This window comes from Reticulibacter mediterranei (assembly GCF_016587455.1).
This window is the reverse complement of record NZ_BNJK01000001.1, coordinates 2,371,262-2,391,763: the sequence shown is the minus strand read 5'-3', so window position 1 is coordinate 2,391,763 and position 20,502 is coordinate 2,371,262. Positions and strand designations below refer to the sequence as shown.

Annotated in this window: 14 protein-coding genes; 13 read left to right on the top strand and 1 reads right to left on the bottom strand. The window is 52.0% G+C overall.

The window, feature by feature from the left end; genetic code table 11:
- Positions 1–124 precede the first annotated feature (124 nt).
- The 8 genes from K3T83_RS10200 (at position 125) to K3T83_RS10165 (ending at position 7,654) form a co-directional block, all read left to right on the top strand.
- Complete coding sequence (locus K3T83_RS10200) at positions 125–520, top strand: hypothetical protein (RefSeq protein ID WP_220202865.1); 396 nt, start codon at positions 125–127, stop codon at positions 518–520.
- 88 nt (positions 521–608) lie between these two features.
- On the top strand, positions 609–1,583 hold the full coding sequence (locus K3T83_RS10195) for a heavy metal-binding domain-containing protein (protein ID WP_220202864.1): 975 nt from the start codon (positions 609–611) through the stop codon (positions 1,581–1,583).
- A gap of 66 nt (positions 1,584–1,649) precedes the next feature.
- The gene (locus K3T83_RS10190; protein ID WP_220202863.1) at positions 1,650–2,474 is read left to right on the top strand and encodes a heavy metal-binding domain-containing protein; all 825 of its coding nucleotides are present in this window, start codon (positions 1,650–1,652) and stop codon (positions 2,472–2,474) included.
- A gap of 642 nt (positions 2,475–3,116) precedes the next feature.
- Entirely contained in the window at positions 3,117–4,751 is a 1,635-nt protein-coding gene (abc-f, locus tag K3T83_RS10185; protein ID WP_220202862.1) for a ribosomal protection-like ABC-F family protein, read from the top strand.
- On the top strand, positions 4,748–5,629 hold the full coding sequence (locus tag K3T83_RS10180; protein ID WP_220202861.1) for a phosphotransferase family protein: 882 nt from the start codon (positions 4,748–4,750) through the stop codon (positions 5,627–5,629). The genes abc-f and K3T83_RS10180 overlap by 4 nt, the downstream gene beginning before the upstream one ends.
- 70 nt (positions 5,630–5,699) lie before the next feature.
- Complete coding sequence (locus tag K3T83_RS10175; RefSeq protein ID WP_220202860.1) at positions 5,700–6,473, top strand: enoyl-CoA hydratase-related protein; 774 nt, start codon at positions 5,700–5,702, stop codon at positions 6,471–6,473.
- Positions 6,474–6,485: 12 nt separating this feature from the next.
- Positions 6,486–6,866, top strand: coding sequence for a hypothetical protein (locus K3T83_RS10170; RefSeq protein WP_220202859.1), 381 nt, complete (start codon positions 6,486–6,488; stop codon positions 6,864–6,866).
- A gap of 14 nt (positions 6,867–6,880) precedes the next feature.
- Positions 6,881–7,654, top strand: a complete 774-nt coding sequence (locus K3T83_RS10165) for a 4'-phosphopantetheinyl transferase family protein (protein WP_220202858.1) — start codon at positions 6,881–6,883, stop codon at positions 7,652–7,654.
- A gap of 19 nt (positions 7,655–7,673) precedes the next feature.
- Here K3T83_RS10165 and K3T83_RS10160 read toward each other — a convergent pair whose 3' ends face one another.
- The gene (locus K3T83_RS10160) at positions 7,674–10,412 is read right to left on the bottom strand and encodes a DUF8726 domain-containing protein (RefSeq protein WP_220202857.1); all 2,739 of its coding nucleotides are present in this window, start codon (positions 10,410–10,412) and stop codon (positions 7,674–7,676) included.
- A gap of 926 nt (positions 10,413–11,338) precedes the next feature.
- On the opposite strand from K3T83_RS10160, the gene K3T83_RS10155 reads away from it, so the two are divergent.
- The 5 genes from K3T83_RS10155 to K3T83_RS10135 all read left to right on the top strand — a co-directional run bounded on the left by K3T83_RS10155 (position 11,339) and on the right by K3T83_RS10135 (position 20,429).
- Positions 11,339–12,706, top strand: coding sequence for an MFS transporter (locus K3T83_RS10155; RefSeq protein WP_220202856.1), 1,368 nt, complete (start codon positions 11,339–11,341; stop codon positions 12,704–12,706).
- 56 nt (positions 12,707–12,762) lie between these two features.
- Entirely contained in the window at positions 12,763–14,430 is a 1,668-nt protein-coding gene (locus K3T83_RS10150) for a M20/M25/M40 family metallo-hydrolase (protein WP_220202855.1), read from the top strand.
- 167 nt (positions 14,431–14,597) lie between these two features.
- Positions 14,598–15,662: a glycoside hydrolase family 16 protein gene (locus K3T83_RS10145; RefSeq protein ID WP_220202854.1), complete on the top strand. Its 1,065-nt coding sequence runs from the start codon at positions 14,598–14,600 to the stop codon at positions 15,660–15,662.
- Positions 15,663–15,881: 219 nt separating this feature from the next.
- Positions 15,882–16,865, top strand: coding sequence for a hypothetical protein (locus tag K3T83_RS10140; RefSeq protein WP_220202853.1), 984 nt, complete (start codon positions 15,882–15,884; stop codon positions 16,863–16,865).
- A 279-nt stretch (positions 16,866–17,144) separates the two neighbouring features.
- Entirely contained in the window at positions 17,145–20,429 is a 3,285-nt protein-coding gene (locus K3T83_RS10135) for a S41 family peptidase (RefSeq protein WP_220202852.1), read from the top strand.
- Positions 20,430–20,502 lie beyond the last annotated feature (73 nt).

Below are 20,502 nucleotides of genomic sequence, written 5' to 3'. Positions count from 1 at the left end.
TGTGCATACGTTTCGTTTGTGATGGTATGTGTACGTTGATACACTGGGGCCAAATTGCGAGTATATACTACAGGCAATGGAGATGCTATTTCTTTAATAATAGAGAACAGGAAGGAGCGGACCGATGTCGGGAGAATTAGACCGCCCGTTGCAGGTAGAGATGCTGGCGGCCTCATTGCGAGCCGATAGCGTGGATGTAAAGGGGTTTTTAGAAGCTCTGGCAAACAAATTGCAGGGCGCGCTCCCCAATCAGACGAGCGTGACGCGTCATAGCAGCCTCTTTTCGCGTGAGCATCCCGTGAGGGAGATTGTGATCGCGCTGGGAGACAATCAGTATCGCATTGCGCGAGAGCGCCAGGGACCGTTGATGGCGTCACGCGCAAAAGTGGTGCGTGGTATTGTCTTGAAGACGGATCAGATCCCGATGGAACAATGGATCGAGGAGCTTGCCGAGGGGTTAGCTTTGGAGGCTGCACGCAGCTCACAGGCATTAGCAGCCCTTGAAAAATTTCTGCTTTAATACGCTTTATGTGGAATAAACTTGTGAAACGTCGTGTGATAAAAACGAATAAAGATCTTCTAGTACTATTGTCAGGAAGGGGAAGCGTATGCCTCTCTGGAAACAACCTTCGCCAGAGGACAAACAGCGGCAACAGGAGGCTGAAGCGAGCCGACGCTCTCTAGAAGCTGGTGGCTTGCCTCTCAAAGCTACCCAGCGCTTGAGCGAAGAGATGGTAGCTGGTCATCCTCTCTTTACCAGCGATCTGAGCGTCAATGAACTCCTGCTCACCCGGCAGCGCGGGTATCAGCCGTTGAGTCAGGTGATGGGTAGCTCGATCTATCATGTTGGCTGGCAGTACACACGTCAATATGGCTGGGGGACAAGCTCCCAGGAATTAACCACGCTCTCACAGGCCCATCAGCACGCGGCCATGCTTGCGCTCGCTCGATTAGAGCAGGAGGCGGCATTGTTGAGGGCGCATGGGGTGGTCGGTGTACGGTTCACGCGGCGCAGCTATGAGTGGGGCAGCGATCTGCTAGAGTATACCGCGATTGGAACGGCAATCCGGTTGCCGAACATACCATTGGGCCAGCGTCCATTTCTCAGCGATCTTTCGGGTCAGGAGTTCTGGACGCTGTTGCAGGCAGGGTATTATCCAGCCGGTGTGGTGACTGGCTACTGCTCGTATTATGTTGCGCTGGGAAGCCAGATGACACGACAACTGCAAGGCTGGTGGGGAATGGGTGGCAACAATCAGGAGATAGCACCTTTTGCGCAGGCGATCTATACAGCCCGGCATCTTGCGATGACCAGAGCGGAAGAGATGGCGCGTAATATGCGATCGTTGGGCATTGTTGGCATGCATATTGAGAATGATCGTCGCATCATAGAATACGAGACGGATAATCCACAGGCAAAATACCTGGACCTGAGTACCCATTTTGCGGTCATTGGGACGGCAATTGTGACAGCGGAAAAGGACCACGAGACCGCCGCAGTTATGCCACGATCCGCTCTCACGTTTACCGATCTACGCCCTGGTCGCTATGGACAGAATCGGGAATTGACTTTTCGCGAATAGCATCAATGGTGCGCTGATCTATCATCATTGATTTCTATGAGACTCATTATAAGGAGTATATTCATCATGTCGCAGCAGATGCCTCCACAGGGAAATGATTTACCAGTTCATGCTCGTGAACGTCTCACCAGCATGCGCGGCGATGCCAAACACCATGCGCTTTTTACCAGCGACCTGAGCGTGAATGAATTTTTGCTGGTTCGTGAGGCGGGATTCGATCCGGTTGGTCTGGTGGTTGGAAGCTCAATCTATCATATCGGGTATCAGCGTGCAAATTGGAGCCAGAATCAGGAGATGGAGGTACTCACTCAGGCGATGTATCATGCTCGCGAGTTGGCGATGACGCGTATGGAGGAGGAGGCCGATGCTCTGGGGGCCGATGGTATAGTCGGGGTGCGACTTGAAGTCACACGTCATGAATGGGGCGAAGCACTGGCCGAGTTTGTGGCCATTGGGACCGCGATTCGTTCCCGCAACGGACAGCATTTTCGCAATACGCATGGCAAGCCGTTCACCTCAGATCTATCGGGCCAGGATTTCTGGACGTTGCTTCGTGCTGGCTATCGGCCCGTTGGGATGGTGATGGGAAATTGTGTGTATCATGTGGCTCACCAGGGCATTGGACAGTGGTTCAGCCAGGTTGGACGAAATGTGGAAATGACAAATTACACCCAGGCTTTGTACGATGCGCGCGAACTGGCGATGGAGCGCATGCAGAGCGAGGCGATGAGCTTGAACGCTCAGGGCGTGGTAGGGGCGCAGATTATTGAGCGCAGTCATGGCTGGGGATCGCACGTGATCGAGTTTTTTGCGGTCGGCACCGCTGTTATCAGCGTTGCGGATCGCCACGAAATTCCCGCTCCCTCGCTTTCGTTGCTCTTGAACGATTAAGAGCGTATGGCAATCGGGCAAACGCTCGATTGCCGCCTGACATCTCAGGGCTTTCCAGTTCTCCGCTCAAAGGGGTGCAGGGTCTCCCTGCCGGGGTCTGGGGTGTCCCCAGTTTCCTTCCCTCCTTCGCGCGCCGCCTGCGGCGGCGCGCAAAAGAGAAGAAAAAAGTTTTTTGCGGGGACACCCCGCACCCCGGCAAAGGGCTGCCGCCCTCTGCACTCCCGCTAGATGGGAGAATTGGAAAGCCCTGCCTGACATCTCGTACTACTTGACTCTTATGTGGGCACATGGTATTATCGCTCTATGAACTATCAATATATCGGCCATATGGATTACTTGATGGCCGTTGACCACCCCAATAAACACATGTCGCATGACATGGCCGCATAAGTCTGGCGCTTCTGCTTATGCGGCGGAAAAGTAGCGCCAAACCGAATCTATAGGCTTACTCGCAAGCGTGAGTAACTATAGATGATGTTCGTTTGTGCTGCTCTTTCCTCCTCTTTTTTCTCTGGTTCTCGCAAATATACAGACTTGTGCGCTCCTCTTCTGTGCATAGGACATTTAGCTCCAGGCTACACCTCTTTTCACCGCCTTTCTATTGTTTTATGCCCTGTTTTATGAGTAAGGAGACACATACCTATGTTGCTTGTGACGTTTGCGAAAGTCAACAAAGATTTTGGTGGCAACCCTGTTTTTCATGATGTGAGCCTGGAGATTCTTGAAGGTGAGCGTATCGGTCTGGTCGGCGAGAATGGCAGTGGCAAATCGACCCTGTTCAAGCTGTTGGCCGGGTTGGAGACGCCGACCAGCGGCGTGATCTCGCGCAAGCGCAACCTGACGATAGGCTATCTAACACAGGAGATTGATGCTGCTCAGTATCATAAAACCATCTTTGAGGTTGTCTCGGCCACCTCGCCCGAATTGATCGAGCTTCCCCAACTAATGAGCAGGCTCGAAGCGCAGATGGCCGACCCCGAATTAGCCAGCGATCCCGATGCGCTAACTACTGTGCTTGAACAATATAGTCGCGCGCAAGAGCGTTATGATGCTCTGGGTGGATATACACAGGAACATCAGGTAGAGAGTGTGCTGAATGGGCTGGGATTTTCACCGCACGAGTATCATCTGGAACTTGGTTCGTTGAGCGGCGGCGAGAAGAAGCTGGTCAATCTGGCGCGCATTCTCTTACAGAAGCCTGATCTCTTGCTGCTCGATGAGCCTGATAACCATCTCGATTTGCGTGCCAAAGCGTGGCTAGAACAATATATCCGTGATTATGCCGGCTCCGTCCTGATCATCTCTCATGATCGCCATTTACTGGACCACATGGTCAAGAAGATTTTCGAGCTTGAGGACGGCGAAATCTCGGTCTATGCCGGCAACTATAGCTATTATGCGGAGGAGCGAGAACGGCGCTTGCTGAAACAATACGAGGTCTATAGCGCGCAACAGGATGAGATCAAGCGCTTAGAAGTAAGTATGCGACGTTTGAAGGGTTGGGCGAAGATGAACTCTAAATTTGCTGGCAAGGCAGAGTATATGGCGAAACGCGTCGAGAAGGCAAGGCAGGACGCTATCGATAAGCCCGTGCTGGTACGAGATCGTATGCAGATGGATCTGGATGCAAATCGCAGCGGCAAAAAGGTTGTTGAGATCAAAAATCTCAGCAAAACTATCGATGGCTACCAGCTTTTTGCGCCTTTTGATCTGACCATCCTCTATGGCGAGCGCGTGGGTATCGTTGGCAGTAACGGGAGCGGCAAAACCACACTCTTGCGCACCATGATGGATCTGTTGCCCGCGACAACCGGCAGCGCCAAGATCGGGGCGAGTGTGGTGCTTGGCTATTATGCTCAGGAGCAGGAGACGCTCCCATTTGAGAGTACGCCGCTGGAGTTTGTGCGTCGGCTGAAAAAGCTCACAGAGGGGCAGGCTATAGCCTTCCTGAGCAGGTTGCTCTTTACGATGGCCGACGTTCACACTCCTATTGCTCAGTTGAGCGGAGGAGAAAAGAGTCGTTTGCAGCTTGCTCGCCTGATGTTGACCGAGGCCAACTTTTTACTACTGGATGAGCCGACGAATAACCTGGATATCGCCTCAACTGAAGTGTTGGAGGAGGCGCTGCTAGACTTTGAAGGAACGATCCTGATGGTTTCGCATGATCGTTACTTTCTGGACAAGATAGCGACCCGAATTGTCGAGATCGGTCCTGATCAACAGGTGCGCGTTTATCCGGGCAATTACTCATATTATGAGGAGAAGAAGTACGCATGAACGAGCTAGCTTCGTATATTCAGGCTGTTCATGATGTTTATCCTTCCCTGTTGATTGAGACATGCAATCTCAATCGACAGGGACAGTTTAACGATGTACTCGTCATCAATGGCGAGTACATCTTTCGTTTCCCAAAGACGCAGCGGGAAGTTCTCAAGCTGGATAGAGAAACCAGACTTTTGCAGCATCTTCAGAGCCGTGTCACACTGTCGATCCCCAATCCAATCTATCGGAGCAAAGATGTTGCGCCTCCTGGTAGGGCATTTATGGGCTATCGTCTGTTGCCAGGAGAACCGTTCTGGCCTGGGACGTTCTCATCGCTCAAGGACGAGGGCCAACTGCAACATCTGGCAACTCAACTGGCGCTGTTCCTGCGACAATTGCATTGTATATCTGCTGAGGAACTCGGGGTGAAATTGCCAGAGTTTCAGGGGTGTGCGGAGTGGAGAGAGATGTATGAGCGTTTTCGCAGCAAGTTGTTCCCTTTTATGCGGCCAGATGCATGTGTATGGGTAACGAAGCATTTTGAAGATTTCTTGAGCGATGAACGTAATTGTAGCTATGTTCCGGCGCTGATTCATGGTGATTTTGGTCCGAGCAATATCCTCTATGATGCTCAAACAGGAAGTATTAGCGGCATTCTCGATTTCAGTTCTGCCGGATGGGGAGATCCTGCACTCGATTTTGCAGCTCTCAGTGGTCCAGTCTCTTACCCGGAATCATTCCTTGAGCGCTTCTCAGGTATCTATCCCGGGATTGATACCCTCCTCTCAAGATCACGATTTTATACAGGAACGTTTGCTTTACAGGAGGCTCTTTACGGTATTGAAGATAACGATCAAAAAGCGTTTGAAAGCGGAATTGCGTCCTATCGATAATACCCTTTCTCAAGCTATTTGAGGTATAATGGCATGTGATATCAACGGTGATTGAAGAAAGGAAGTCGCGATGCAATACGAACTGGTGAATGTTACCTATGAGGGCGATTACGCCACGATTACGATGAATAACCCGAAGCGCCGCAACGCCCTTTCGTTGAAACATATGGAGGAGTTGACCGCAGCATTGCGCGAGGTGGGCGAGAGTACAGCGCTCGGCGTGATTCTGGCGGGCAATGGACCGGCGTTTTGTGCTGGTCACGATTTCGCGGATGTTGTGGATAATAATCTGGTGATGGTTCGTAAATTGCTCAAAGTCTGCACAACGATGATGGATACTATCCAGGAAATTCCACAGCCTGTGCTGGCACGCGTGCATGCCGTAGCCACGGCCGCTGGTTGCCAACTGGTTGCTACATGCGATCTGGCGGTTGCCTCGACTGAGGCGACATTTGCCACTCCCGGAGGGAAAGGTGGTTGGTTTTGCACAACTCCAATGGTGGCAGTGAGTCGTAACATCGGGCGCAAACGAGCGCTGGAGATGCTGCTCACTGGTGATCCGATAGATGCACAGACAGCGGCAGATTGGGGGCTGATCAATCGCGTGGTCGAGCCTGATCGCTTGATGGAAGAGGCCCAACGTCTCTTAGAGGCCGCCTGTCGAGGTAGCTATATCTCGAAGGGCATTGGCAAGCAGGCGTATTATGCGCAGATGGATCTGCCTCAACAACTGGCCTACGCCTATGCGCAGGAAGTGATGGCCTCGACCTCTCAGCTGCCCGATGCTCAGGAAGGGATGCACTCGTTTCTTGAGAAACGCAGACCAAATTTTAAACGACCGTAGTAGAGAGAAAATATGAAAATAACTCGTCGTCAACGTCCCTCCGGTATTACCACTCTGTCAATCTTTGAATTGATGGGAGCCATAGGCTGTCTCGGCTTGCTTCCCTTCACGTCTGCTGGCTCTCGTGATTTTATTGCTTTGATTATCGGAGCCGTGTTTGGCTTTGTGGTTGTCTATGGGCTATGGACGCTGCAATTCTGGGCTTTTTGGCTTACAGCTATATATGAATCAACAGAAATTGCCTACGAGCTTTTTTTGCTGACACAGCCTGAATATAGAAACATTCATCTAGTAGGACCGCTATTCGGAATCGTCCTGAGTGCCGTTACGCTTGGCTACATCTTTCTGGATCGTTCCGTAAAGCCTGTCTTTGCCAGAAGTGTCTCATCGTAGACCTTTCCTATCCTATGAATATGCAAGAAGATATATGGAACAATCCGCCTGCTCAGATAGCGCTGAAGGGTGATGAGGTGCATGTCTGGCGGGTTTCGTTGGATCGGCCTCAGACGACGATTGAGCGTTTGAGCCGGTTGCTCGTTGCTGATGAACTGGCGAAGGCCGGGCGCTTTCGTTTTGCGAAAGATCGCAACCAGTTTATCATCGGACGTGGATTGCTGCGAGTGCTGCTCGGTCGCTATTTTGCCTGCGAGCCAGCACAGATACGTTTTTGCTATAGCTCTTATGGCAAACCTTCACTGGAGGATGGCACGCAGGCTGGATTGCAATTCAACCTCTCCCATTCGCATCAAATGGCCTTGTTAGCCTTTACCCGTGACAGAAACGTCGGCGTTGACATCGAGTATATGCGCCCCGACGTTGAGTTTGAGCAGCTTGCACAGCATTTCTTTTCCCCGACTGAATGTGCTGTATTGCTGGATGTGGTTCCCGTATTGCGTAAGGAGACGTTTTATAACTGCTGGACGCGTAAAGAAGCCTATATTAAGGCGCGTGGCGAGGGTCTCTCCATGCCGCTGGACCTGTTTGATGTCTCGTTGAGGCCGGGAGAACCAGCCGCATTGTTGCAGTGTCGTGAGAATCCGGCAGAGGTTGCGCGCTGGTCGCTGCATGCTTTGATGCCAGGCGAGCAGTATGCGGCGGCTCTGGCTGTTGAGAAGACGTGTAAGTATACAGAACAACGTATCCTCTGCTGGGACTGGTCAGAGGAGGCAAAGCTATGGTAGTAGCCAACGCTCAGGCTGGTTAATCCAGCTTGAGCGTTGGTTTGCGAAAGAACACTTTGCCTGTGTACCCGCTCTGAGGCATCAGGTACATCAAGACCTGACCGCTAGAACTGGCGTAGGTTGTGACATCTGTTGTCATAAAGGTGTCCGGTTGCAATGTGATGGTATCCCACTTGCCGCTGTGCCAGTTGTAGAGCTGGCCGGTCAGATGGCTGCTGCTGAGATTATCTGGGGACCCCATTCTGCTGGATGATGAGGTGAGATCTGGCACGTTAATTGTCAGGCTGTGCTCCTGGAAATTGAGCTTGTTGGGCAGGGTAAACTCAAAAGTAATGCCGCCCTCAACCGCGCTTTGCGAGATGCTATACAGCCCTGGTAATGTTACTTCGGCGCTATAGCTTTGAATATCCACCACTTGCCCTGTGATAAAGTCGTTGGGAACTTGTTGTGAGTTGGCGAAATCTACTGTGAGTGGCATTTGCACAAAGCTTTCGTGCGTGCCTGTCGGTATTTGATTATTGATGGTGACTTTATCCATTCCTCCGAGATCCTGATCTGTCCAGCCAATCAGGGTTGCCGAGGCGTCTGCGACCAGCAGCGAATCGCGGATGCTGCTCAGTGAGGTGGCCTGCGTGTTGACCAGCGGGACATAGAGAGCGTCTCCATTGATGACGACGTGGTTGTTGCAAGGGCCGTTGCATGGAAGATAGGTAAAGCCGCTTCCATTCAAGGCGGAGAGCAGGGCCATGTGGCGCTCGAAATCGTTGCGTGGATATTGATGTTGCTGATAGGGAAAATAGGGAGACGATAAACCGCTGCTCTCGATAATCCCATCCGTGATGGTCTGCCAGGGGGCAACCGCGTGAAGTTGCAGGTCCACTCGTTGCGTTTCTCCGGCAGCGATGGAGCCGATGCGCACAAAGTTATGTGGCAACAGAATATAAGCATCATTCAGCGCAGTTGCCATTGTATTTTTAATCGTTCCCACCAATCGATTATTGCGAATCGTCAACTGAGTTGTCAGGTTGCCATGAAGCTGGCGATCCTGTTCTAGAATGGTTGGATGGAAGGTCCAGGGACCCGGATCGATTATTTTCATGGTGGTGCTATTGGCACTATAGGTGAAGTCTGCGCGCCTATCGCCGCCGGGAGTGTTCAAGGGACTGCTGAGCAGCAATGAGTTTGGCACCGGCTCGACAAGGCTGGCATCGGGTGTGCGCAGGGTGTAGTCTCCCTGGTAGGGAACGTAGATGCCCATATAGGTGGTGATATGCGCTGAAGCTGCTCCCTGATTGAGTTGTACCAGTGAGATGCTCGAATCGGTGAGTGCGGCCCCTTTCTGATAATAGGCAAGGCCGAAGGAGAGCAGGGAGAAGACAAGCGCGCTTACTGTGAAGATGCGCCAGCCCCAGAGCTGGGGACGTTTCAGGCGACGCATAACAAGTAAGCGGACGGGACCGAGTACGATAACATACCCCAATAACAGCACAATGATGATCCAGGGACCGAGCGAGCTTTCTGGCTGGAGCATAGTCAGGATGCCTCCGCGCGTCAAGATCTGCCCCGGCCCGCTATAATAAGTTGCAACGGTGCTGGGAATGAGAAATTTATCGCCCATAGCGGAAAGCAGCAGCGAGCGCCAGAGCGCCTGGGTGCCGCTCCATGTTGCCAGGGGAGCTGTGCTGGGATCGACCGCGAGATAGAGAATAGTGCCGCGCCCCTGCCGTGCCTTCACCATCAGCGGGATAGAGGTGGCGTCGGTGGACGTAGAAGACCACATGATTTCATTGCTGGAAAAAGCAGGATTTGTTGATAGCGTCGCTGTACTTGCTACTGCTGGTGCGGGAAGCGTGACGGGAAGCTGTTCATCGCCGGTATATTGTGGTGGCAGTGTGTAAGGCGTGGTCATAGGAACCATCCGTGTGCCTTGTGGCAGCATGGAGGTGCTACCAACGTTTACAGGACGCAGGCTTGCAGGTAGTGGTGCCAGCGTACGTTGCCAATCTGTTCCACCAGCCTCGATTAACGTTCCACCCTGGTTGACCCACGATTGTAGCACGATCAATTGTTGAGGATCGAGGGAGCGTGTATCAAAATCGGCGAGGATCATGACATCGAAGTTCTTGAGAATGGCTGTGTTGGTTGGCAATGTTGAGGCGTTGAATGAAATAAGATCAAACGAGCTTTGCTGGTTGGGCATAGGAAGGCTTTTGAGCAACCCGAAACCGGCATTTGGATCTTGATCAGATAAGGCACCGATGAGCAACTGGCCGATCTGTACCGTGTAGAGCTTATTGGCATTGGGCACCATTTGTGTTGCAATGGCTTGTCCGCTGCTGTTAAGCAGCGTTACCACGACGCCCTGTGGAGGCAGATTGCCAAGATAAAATGGCACATACAGGGTCAGATGTTGTTGGGAACCCTTTGGCAGGGCGACGGAGCGCTGAAAGCTCCAGGGAGAGGAGAAGTTGATATTGGCTGTTCTTATTTGTCCAGTAAAAACGTTGGCCGTAAGCTTGCCTTGAAAATTCGGGCCGTTGTTGTTGAGGGTGACATACACTGGTTCCCAGTAGCCTTCTCGATAGTCCTGATCGAAGCCCACCGCCACTTGCATTGTCGGTCCTGGTGAAGAAGCGTGGACGGCAGCCTGTGCGCTGTCTGATGGCTGCAAGAAGATGGCTATGATAAGCAAGCTACAGACGATCAGTAGTTTCAGGATGAGAGTATCCGAATGTTGGCTCTGATAATGAAAGCTCATATGCACGTGCTTCTCCTGCTTTAAGCAATAGAGATACGTTGATGGATGGCCTGTTGCTTCTAAACTATTCTATGAATACACAAAACTCTTTTCTCTGCACAACGCTATTGTCAATATGTAGGAGAATGCATCCCTGTGTTTCTATCTTATCATCCCTACAGGGAAAATCGTAAGGGGAGCAGAAAATGTCTTATATCGCATTGAATACAGGTATCACAAGCTTTGGGGAGAATGATCATTACGTGAGGGGATGAATGAGATAGGCCAAAAACGACCAGAGCGGTGCGATCCTGCTCCGCTCTTAAATGCCACTCTATTATGCGTCTTGTATATGTCTTGCTGGTAGCTAATCATCGTAATGCGACATGGTGCCCCATTCCTTTCTGCTGGTTGCGCGAATGTGATCGCTTGTGGTAATGCTACAGATAACATGTCCTCCTGACATCATGGCAGACGCCTTACGGTTTTCATGGCGTAACAGTTCTTCTTTGCATCTTTTCTTGATACCGCACCATAGCCATCTCTCTCTGTTTTTCTCTCGTTGCTTTCTCTAAGTAAACTATACAGAAAAGATCTATTTTATGGCGCTTTTTCTGACGGATATTTCGTATGCGTTCTAGGGTGAAGGTATACGCGCTCCATCTTCTATTGAGACTGACCGCGCACAAATCTACGTCATGACATCGCATAATTTATGGATGTGTTGGCTATAAAGGGAAGAAGGAAGTGCTGTATTTCTGCGAAAAAAGAGCTGCTATTGTCTTCAGGGCTGTTTACATGAGACGCTGTAACTTGATTGTATTGGCGTATCCATGCTATACTTTCTCTTGAGCCTCAAATATAATCTATTTTGCGTTGAACGTTTTTCAGCAAAGAATGCTGTCTCCTCTCTATATTGTTTAGCTACCTGTTTGGAGGTGCTGCTTATGGCAACAACAGAGAGTCGAATCACTGTCGCTTCACGTATTGACCGCCTGCCCTTATCCTCTATTCATCGGAAACTGGCCTTTGTCTTAGGTGTTGGAACCTTTTTCGATCTGTATGATATCTTCCTCGGCGGCCTGCTGGGTGCCGTGCTGGTGGAACCGTTCCATCTCACGACCTTGGAGACGGCGCTGATTATCAGCTCTGGCTTTATGGGTATGTTTGTGGGTGCGGTCGTCCTGGGTGTGGTTTCGGATTATATCGGTCGGCGCGCGATGTATATGATCAATTTGCTGATTTATTCGCTCTTTTCTCTCGCTGCTGCCTTTGCTCCCGGTTTCCTCTGGATCGTGATATTTCGTTTCCTGGCCGGATTTGGTTTAGGGGCCGAGCCTCCTCTGACCGATATTTATCTGGGGGAGATGATACCCAGGCAGGCGCGTGGTCGCTATACCGCCTGGTCTTATACGTTGGGGTTCCTGGGCGTGCCGCTGGCGGGATTTGTGGGCCGCTATTTTGTTGCTCAAACCAGCATCCTTTCATTATCTGGCTGGCGCTGGTTGCTGATCATCGGAGCGTTAGGAGCGCTCATTGTCTGGTTTCTGCGCCGCAATTTGCCCGAATCTCCTCGCTGGCATGAAATCCGCAACAACGATGTCGCCGCCGACGCTACTTTATCTACGATTGAGCAACAGGTAATGCGAGAGCATCGTCTGGAGTCGCTGCCAGAGCCGCAACCGGTCGTGGTTGAGCCACAAAAGCAGGCGACGATTGCCGAAATTTTTAGCGGTATCTATGCCCGGCGTACAACGATGCTCTGGATCTTCCAGATTCTACAAACTGTTGGCTATTATGGCTTTGGTTCGCTGGCCCCGGTGGTGCTGGTCTCAAAGGGCTTTAGCGTCGTCTCCTCCCTCAACTATGCAGCGCTTTCGTTTCTGGGCTATCCATTAGGCTCGTTGCTATCAATCCCTCTGGTGGAGCGTTTCGAGCGCAAGTGGTTGATTGTCGGCTCGGCCATTCTGATTGCCCTCTTTGGCCTGAGCTTTGGCTTTGCAACGTTTGTGCCGCTGATCGTCGCATCCGGTTTTCTTTTAACCACTGTTAGCAACATCTTCTCGAACTCGTTTCACATCTATCAGGCCGAGATCTTTCCCACCCGTATGCGGGGAACTGCTGTTGGGATTGCCTATAGCCTGAGCCGCGTGACCAGTGCCGTCCTGCCTTTTGTGGCCTTACCTGTATTGAAATCGTCTGGACCCGTCGCGGTTTTTGTTGGAACCGCTATCATTCTTGTAGTGTTGTGCGTGGATGTGGCCTGGCTGGGACCGAAAAGTACCGGGCGCGTTCTGGAGACCATTTCTCACTGATAAGCGAGCCTGCCTGCCACTTTGTTCCTACGTAGAAGTATGATATGCTCGTATGCATGGATAAGAAGAATTGGTTTCATCTGGTACGCGATTATACGGAACGATTGGTGGCGATTCGCAGTGTCAGCCCCGGCCAGGGCGAGATTCAGGTGGCTCAGGCTGTACTGGATCTGCTTTGTGCTGATGACTTGAGCGCCATCTATACGGCGTCTGGCCTTGATCCTATAGAGAATGATCCGTATCAGAGACAAAATGCATTTGTATTTCTACGGGGCAAGCTGCCTGTAACACTGGTGTTGCTCGGACACATCGATACCGTCGATACCATAGATTATGGTTCGTTAGAGCGTTGGGCGTTCGCCCCTGATGAACTTGCTAAACGGGCAGAGCAGCTGCTTGCATCAGAGCAAGCTGTGAGCAATGATGTTAGCGACTGGATGTTTGGGCGTGGTGCTGCCGACATGAAGAGCGGCGTTGCGGTCAATATCGCTTTAATGCGACAACTGGCGATGCAGGCGCGCGAAGAGCCGTTGCCGTTCTCTGTGGTGTTGCTGGCAACTCCTGATGAGGAGAATGAATCGGCGGGCGTTCTTCAGGGAGTTCGCTTTTTGCTGCGTCTCGGCGAGCAATATGGGTTGAACTATGTTGGCGTAATCAATACCGATTATGCAACGGCGCTCTATCCGGGTGATCCTCATCATTATATTTATGCTGGCACCGTTGGGAAATTATTGCCCAGCTTCCTGTGTATAGGGCGCGAATCGCATGTTGGCACACCTTTTCAGGGGTTGGATGCCAACTTAATAGCTGCTGAGCTTATTCGCGACCTTTCTATGAACGATGCACTGTGTGATGCGGCTGGCGGGCTGGTCACGGCTCCCCCTGTTACGTTGCACGCAACCGATCTCAAAACGCATTATGATGTGCAGCTTCCGTTTATGGCCTATTTCTATCTCAACATTTTGACGCTGACCACCGAACCCGGAGAACTGCTGGAAACTCTACGTCAGCGTTGTCAGACTGTGCTGGGGCAGATGTTGCAGCGTATCGATGCGACCGAGCGGCGTTGGCAACAGGCGAGCGGGCAGGAGGTCGCCATGCAGGAAGCACGCTCTATATCCATTCTCACCTATGCAGAAGTATATGCCGAGACGGTGCAGGCGTTAGGCGAAGAGCGTGTGCGAGCTGCTTTGTCGGATGAGTGGGAGCGCTGGCCAGGAACGCTGGATAAGCGAGAACGCAGCCTGCATCTGGTGCATCGGCTCTGGGCCTTGAGTGGTAGGCAGGGACCGACTGTAGTGATCTATTATTCTCCTCCCTATTATCCGCATGTAGCTGCCACCCCTGGTCTGCTTCAGGACGCGATTACAGCGGTGATTTCGACTCATCCTGAACAAAAATTGATACAGCGAGAGTATTTCCCACTCCTTTCTGATATGAGCTATTTACAACTGGCAGATGATGCCGATTTGACCGCGCTGACAGCCAATATGCCGGTCTGGGATGATGCTGCAACAGCGCCTCGCCCTGGTTCGTACCGCTTGCCATTAGAGGCAATGCAAAAGCTAGGTGCGCCTGTTTTCAACTGGGGCGTGCATGGTCGAGGAGCACATCAGCGCGATGAGAGTGTGCAGATGCCCTATTCTTTTGAGGCTTTGCCCCAGTTGTTATATGAGACAATAGAGCAACTCGCTCTTCTGCTAGATGAAACAAGAGAGGCTTAGTGTGCCTCTCTTCCATTCCTCTCTATATGGAAACCTCTTCCTGGTCCTATAGCGCTTGCTTTGCAGTCCGCTGTACAGTATAGTTACGACAGGGGGTTCAAGTACAAATCCATTATGTATTTGTGTGGGGCAAGGGAGCAAACGAGCATTGTCAGGAGGAGCGTTGTATGAAGCAGGTCCGTCCGCATCTCATGCGGTGGAAATATGTGGCAGGATCGTTAGCGCTACTCATGATAGTTGTGACATCGTATGCCTTTTTTGCCAATATTTCGACACATATGAAGAATACCAATCCCTCTGATGCCCATGTTGTGAAGGGAAGCCCAACGACGCTATCTTCGCCGATGTCAGGGGCAGGTGTGACTCTTCCGGCGAAACCAGCAAGCAATATGCCGACATCCACGCCCGAAAAGGAACTCACTGCGAACCCTGCCATAAGCATTACATCCACTCCAACGCCAACTCCAACTGTAAAAACAAGTTCAATGGCGACCTCAACAGATACTGCTGCGACGCCTGGCATCGCGCCCACCCCTACGAGCAGCGTCTCAACGTATCCTGGTATGCACCTGCTCTGGGATGAGGAATTTGATGAAGCTTCGCTCGATGCCAGCAAATGGAATGTGCAAGATAATGGCAGCGGCTATCAGGCGTGTTGCCTCTATGACGGGCAGCAGTATTATACGCCAGACAATATTACTGTACAGAACGGGCTATTGCGCATTCTCAGCCAGAAACGAGATCTTGGCGGCAAGCACTACACTTCCGGTGCGGTCACGACTGAGAAGAAGTTTTCTTTTTTGTATGGGCGTATCGACGTGCGAGCGCGGCTCCCCATCTCCAAAGGCTACTGGCCTGCCATCTGGCTGTTGTCAGAGGGGAATGAACAGAACGAAATTGACATGATGGAGCTGCTCGGAAAAGACCCGGCTCTCGTGTATCTGACGACGCATCAGGACCAGCAACAGATCGATCAATATCTGCATAGTTTGCAGGGGACCGACTACTCGCAGGGGTTTCATACCTTCTCTCTGCTCTGGACCGCTTCGTCGCTGACGTTCTACATCGATGGGCAACATGTCGGGACGACGACGCGAGCAGTGCCTCATCAGCGCATGTATCTGTTGATCTGCACTGCCATTGGAGATGCCTCGGATTGGCCCGGTGCGCCCGATGCGAGTAGCCTTTTTCCACAATATAACGACACTGACTACGTGCGTGTGTATCAATAGAAATGGCTCTACGCCGGAAGAGCCACACTGTGACGTTGTATTATAATAGAATGAAGAGTATTAATAAGGTGGAGCTTCTATTCTTAATAATATTTTAATACAGAATAGAAGCTGCTCTCCGGTTCTTTTCAGGATTGACATATGCTCGTACTACTGTTATGCTATTCTACATAGAAAGATGAGGTTAAGCAAAACCATATTGATGAGGGTTAAAATGCAATGCAAAAGCCGCGAACATGGCGCGAATTGCTGGGATCGGTCATTGCTGATGCCCAGGAGCGCCAACGTTTAGCCAGAGAATTGGGGGTCAGCATGGTGACTCTCCTCCGCTGGGTCAGTGGTGAATCGAAGCCGCGAGCGCATAATCTGCGTGGTTTGCTGGCGGCGTTGCCTCAGCAACGGAGCTTGTTGTTACCGCTGTTGGAAGAAGAGTTTGAGGGGTTTCTTGTGGGGGCGAAAGAAGAGCCGCAGGTGGTTGCAGATGCAATCCCGGCAGAGTTTTATCGACAGATTCATCATACATTGCCATATCTCCCCGTGATGCTACGTTTTTCCTCGTTGAGTAATTTGATTTTACAGCAGGCGTTGGAACAGCTTGACCCCAGCCAGTTGGGAATAGCGATTATTGTGACGAGCTGTATGCCTCCCTCTCTTGATCAGAGGATACGGAGCTTACGAGTGCGTGCGGGCAAGGGAACGTCGCCCTGGCCGCGTGACCTGGCGCAGCAGGCTATCTTGCTGGGAGCGGAATCGTTGACCGGGCATGTGGTCAGTTCCGGGCACATGGAGATGAATCAACGTCTGAGCGAGGCTGTGAACGCTGCACCGGGCTATCAGGATGCCTGGGAGGAGAGCGCCGTTGCGGTTCCTATCATGCTTTGTGGCAAAATAGCTGGTAGTTTGCTTGTTTCCAGTACCCAGCCCGATTATTTTCATTCCGCACGTTATGCACTGGTTGAGAGTTATGCCGAGCTGCTGGCTCTAGCGTTTGATCCCGAAGATTTCTATGATTCACAGCTAATCGCGCTCTGGCCGGTGCCACCTCGTGAGGTACAAATACAGTATTTTTCCGATTTTCAACAACGTGTGGCACGCGTCATGTTACAGTTTAATTTAACCATTGTGCAGGCAGAGTTACAGGTTTGGCAGCAAATTGAACAGGAGCTTTTCCACTGGCATACGGAAAGTAGCCAGCCAGGATAGTCTAACTATTTTTCGCCTTTCTCCCCTTCCATAGGGATCATCTTATCGCGGTGGTCCCGCACATCCTCATATTAGTAGTGCATTCTCCCTGGATCTACATTTATCGAAATGATTATTGTTGCCTCTGCGATTTGTTCTGGTGGTGATATAATGCCTATACTGTCATAATAGCCAATTTCTATCAGGACTTCCGTTCATAAAAAAGAGCCTTTAATTACGAATAGTAAGTGCATCTCTCTTGAAGTATCAAAAGATGTGATTGCATCAAAAGGAGAAAATATGCCATCACAAGGATATGTGCGTTTTCCTCATGTATTTCAGGATCGTATTGTGTTTGTGGCTGAGGATGATCTCTGGCTGGTATCGGCTTCGGGAGGGCGTGCTGAGCGCCTGACGGCGGGAGTGGGTGAGGTGAGTTCTCCCCGCTTTTCTCCCGATGGACAATGGTTGGCCTTTGTGGGAAGAGAAGAGGGGCCAAGTGAAGTCTATGTGATGCCTGCAAATGGCGAGCCTGCCCGCCGTTTGACCTATGACGCCGGTGATTGTCGTGTGCTGGGCTGGTCACAGTCGGGCGATGAAGTCTTGTATGCCAGCAATGCGCATCAATTTTCCCCACGCTACTACACCATTTCTGCTGTTGCTCTGGGCGGAGGCATGCCGCGTGAGCTTCCTCTTGGACAGGCCAACGCGATTGCCTATGGGCCACAGGGAGGGATTGTGCTTGGCCGCAATATCAGGGATATGGCGCGGTGGAAGCGCTATCGTGGGGGAACTGTTGGACACTTGTGGTGTGATGCGCGGGGGAGCGGCACCTTTCAGCGGTTACTGCATGTCAATGGGAATGTGGCTGATCCCTGTTGGGTGGGCGAGCGCATCTACTTCCTCTCTGATTATGAAGGGGTTGGGAACCTCTATTCCTGTACTCCGGCGGGGGAAGACGTGCAGCGACATACGAACCACGAGGATTTTTATGCACGCAGCCTTGCCAGCGATGGAGAGCGCCTGGTCTATCACGCGGGAGCTGAACTCTACCTCTATGATCCGGCGGTTGGCGAGACGCGTCAGCTCTCTGTAGAACTGCCAAGCATTCGGACGCAGCGCAACCGCAAATTTGTGTCTGCCCGACGCTACCTGGATACCTATGCCTTGCATCCCCAGGGCCATAAGCTGGCGCTGACCACACGCGGGAAGGCCTTCTCGTTGGGCAACTGGGAGGGACCCGTCTTGCAGCACGGGGAACTGGATGGGGTGCGCTATCGGTTCCTGGAGTGGTTGAACGATGGCAAGCGCTACGTCGCGGTCTGTGACGCGCCCGGACAAGAGGCGCTGATCATCTTTGACCCGGAAGAGGCGGGTGAGCCGAAAATATTGAGCGATATTGAATTTGGGCGCGTATCAAGTTTGTATGTCTCTCCCACTGATGATGTCGTTGCGCTGACCAATCATCGCAATGAACTGGTCGTGGTCGATCTGGAGAACGCTACAACTCGGGTGTTGGACCGTAGCGAGGCCGAACCGATCAGAGGTGTGTCCTGGTCGCCGGATGGACGCTGGTTGGCCTATGGCTTTGGTCTGCCTTCGCGCAAAGCGGCGATCAAGCTCTGTGAGGTCGAGAGTGGCCAGACGCATCAGATCACCGAGCCGATTTTGTATGATGTCAAACCATCATTCGATCCCGAGGGCAAGTACCTCTACTTCCTGGGCTATCGCATCTTCAAACCCACCTACGACAACTTGCAGTTTGAGTTGGGCTTCCCGCGTGGGGCCAAACCATATGCGATTATGTTGCAGCGCGATACTCGCTCCCCGTTTGTGCCGGAGCCAAAATCCGCTGAGGAGAAGGAAAAAGAGAAGCAGGAGAAGGAGAAAGGGGAGGAGGCAAAGAAGGAAGAGGGGAGCGAGGAGGAGAAAAAGGGTGAGGCTCAGGAGAACGGCGAGAAAAAGAATGGCGAAGCGAAGAAGCCAGTGGTGATCGATCTGGAGGGGATCGCCGAACGTGTAGTGCCATTTCCTGTTGGCGAGGGACGCTTTCTGAGCGTTCAAGGCATCAAAGGCAAAGCGCTCTATCTCTCGGTTCCGGTAGAAAGTCCGGCCAACAGCACTCCTGGGAGCAGACCAGAACCCAGAGGAATTATCGATGCCTATGATTTTGAAAACTATAAGAGCGAGCAAGTGCTGACCGGAGTGAGCAGTTTTACCATCTCGCGCGATTATAAAACGCTGGCCTATCGCTCGCATGAGCGTTTGCGTGTGCTCAAAGCGGGTGAGAAGCCGAAGGCGGACAATGGCGGGCATACCAAAGAGACTGGCTGGGTGGATCTGGGACGCGTCAAGGTGTCGGTTTCCCCGCCGTCTGAATGGCGGCAGATGTTTGCGGAAGCCTGGCGATTGCAACGAGAGCAGTTCTGGGTGGAAAATATGTCGGGTATCGATTGGGATGCGGTCTACAAGCAATATGCGCCGCTGGTGGAGCGGGTGGCGTCTCGCTCGGAACTCTCCGATCTCTTCTGGGAGGTGCAGGGCGAGTTGGGAACCTCTCATGCCTATGAAATGGGCGGTGAGTATCGCGTGCGGCCACATTATCATCAAGGCTTCCTCGGTGTGGACTGGTCCTACGATGCCGAACACGATCGTTATCGCATTACCCATCTGGTCAAGGGCGACCCCTCCGAAAACGAGACCACTTCTCCATTGCTCGCGCCAGGACTCAATGTGGCTGTTGGGGATGCTGTACTCTCCATCAACGGGCAGCGCGTGAGCCGTGAGCGCACCCCACAGGAATTGCTGGTCAATCAGAGCGGTAATGAGGTGCAGTTGACGATTGAAAAGGCGGACACGCAAGAGATACGGACCATTGTGGTGAAGGCGGTAGGAGGCGAGTGGCGTGCGCGCTATCGTGAGTGGGTGGAGCGCCAGCGTCAGTATGTGCATACGGTCTCTGATGGACGTGTGGGGTATGTGCATATTCCCGATATGGGTGTCAGAGGTTTTGGGGAATTTCACCGGAGCTACCTGACGGAGTATGACTATCCCGCGCTGCTCGTCGATGTGCGCTGGAACAGTGGTGGTCATGTGTCGAGCCTGTTACTGGAGAAGCTGGCGCGCCGTCGTATCGGCTATGACTTCCCGCGCTGGGGATTGCCCTCTCCCTATCCTCAGGAGTCGCCACGAGGCCCGATGGTGGCACTGACCAACGAGCAGGCAGGTTCAGATGGTGACATCTTCAGTCACGGTTTTAAGTTGTTGGGATTGGGTCCGCTGATTGGCAAGCGCACCTGGGGAGGCGTCATTGGCATCTCTCCGCGTCACCGGCTGGTCGATGGCACCGTCACCACGCAACCGGAATACTCGTTCTGGTTCAAAGATGTAGGCTGGAACATCGAGAACTATGGCACCGATCCCGATATCGAGGTCGATGTTGCGCCGCAGGATTACGCCAACAATATTGATCCTCAACTGGACCGCGCCATTGCCGAAGCGCTCAAGATGATCGAAGAGCGACCCGCGCTGGAACCAAAGCCCGGTGAGCGGCCATATCTGGGGCGTAGCAAAAAAGAAGAATAAAAGACAAGCGAGCTAAGAAAATAAAATGCTATAAAGCCACACAAGTGCAGTTTTATAGCATTTTATTTATTGT

Excerpts from the sequence above, each read along its gene's own strand:
- K3T83_RS10160 (WP_220202857.1), bottom strand. The coding sequence starts at position 10,412 with ATGAGCTTTCATTATCAGAGCCAACATTCGGATACTCTCATCCTGAAA.
- K3T83_RS10140 (WP_220202853.1), top strand. The coding sequence starts at position 15,882 with ATGCAAAAGCCGCGAACATGGCGCGAATTGCTGGGATCGGTCATTGCT.
- K3T83_RS10150 (WP_220202855.1), top strand. The coding sequence starts at position 12,763 with ATGGATAAGAAGAATTGGTTTCATCTGGTACGCGATTATACGGAACGA.
- abc-f (WP_220202862.1), top strand. The coding sequence starts at position 3,117 with ATGTTGCTTGTGACGTTTGCGAAAGTCAACAAAGATTTTGGTGGCAAC.
- K3T83_RS10195 (WP_220202864.1), top strand. The coding sequence starts at position 609 with ATGCCTCTCTGGAAACAACCTTCGCCAGAGGACAAACAGCGGCAACAG.
- K3T83_RS10180 (WP_220202861.1), top strand. The coding sequence starts at position 4,748 with ATGAACGAGCTAGCTTCGTATATTCAGGCTGTTCATGATGTTTATCCT.
- K3T83_RS10200 (WP_220202865.1), top strand. The coding sequence starts at position 125 with ATGTCGGGAGAATTAGACCGCCCGTTGCAGGTAGAGATGCTGGCGGCC.
- K3T83_RS10135 (WP_220202852.1), top strand. The coding sequence starts at position 17,145 with ATGCCATCACAAGGATATGTGCGTTTTCCTCATGTATTTCAGGATCGT.
- K3T83_RS10170 (WP_220202859.1), top strand. The coding sequence starts at position 6,486 with ATGAAAATAACTCGTCGTCAACGTCCCTCCGGTATTACCACTCTGTCA.
- K3T83_RS10175 (WP_220202860.1), top strand. The coding sequence starts at position 5,700 with ATGCAATACGAACTGGTGAATGTTACCTATGAGGGCGATTACGCCACG.
- K3T83_RS10190 (WP_220202863.1), top strand. The coding sequence starts at position 1,650 with ATGTCGCAGCAGATGCCTCCACAGGGAAATGATTTACCAGTTCATGCT.
- K3T83_RS10165 (WP_220202858.1), top strand. The coding sequence starts at position 6,881 with ATGAATATGCAAGAAGATATATGGAACAATCCGCCTGCTCAGATAGCG.
- K3T83_RS10155 (WP_220202856.1), top strand. The coding sequence starts at position 11,339 with ATGGCAACAACAGAGAGTCGAATCACTGTCGCTTCACGTATTGACCGC.
- K3T83_RS10145 (WP_220202854.1), top strand. The coding sequence starts at position 14,598 with ATGAAGCAGGTCCGTCCGCATCTCATGCGGTGGAAATATGTGGCAGGA.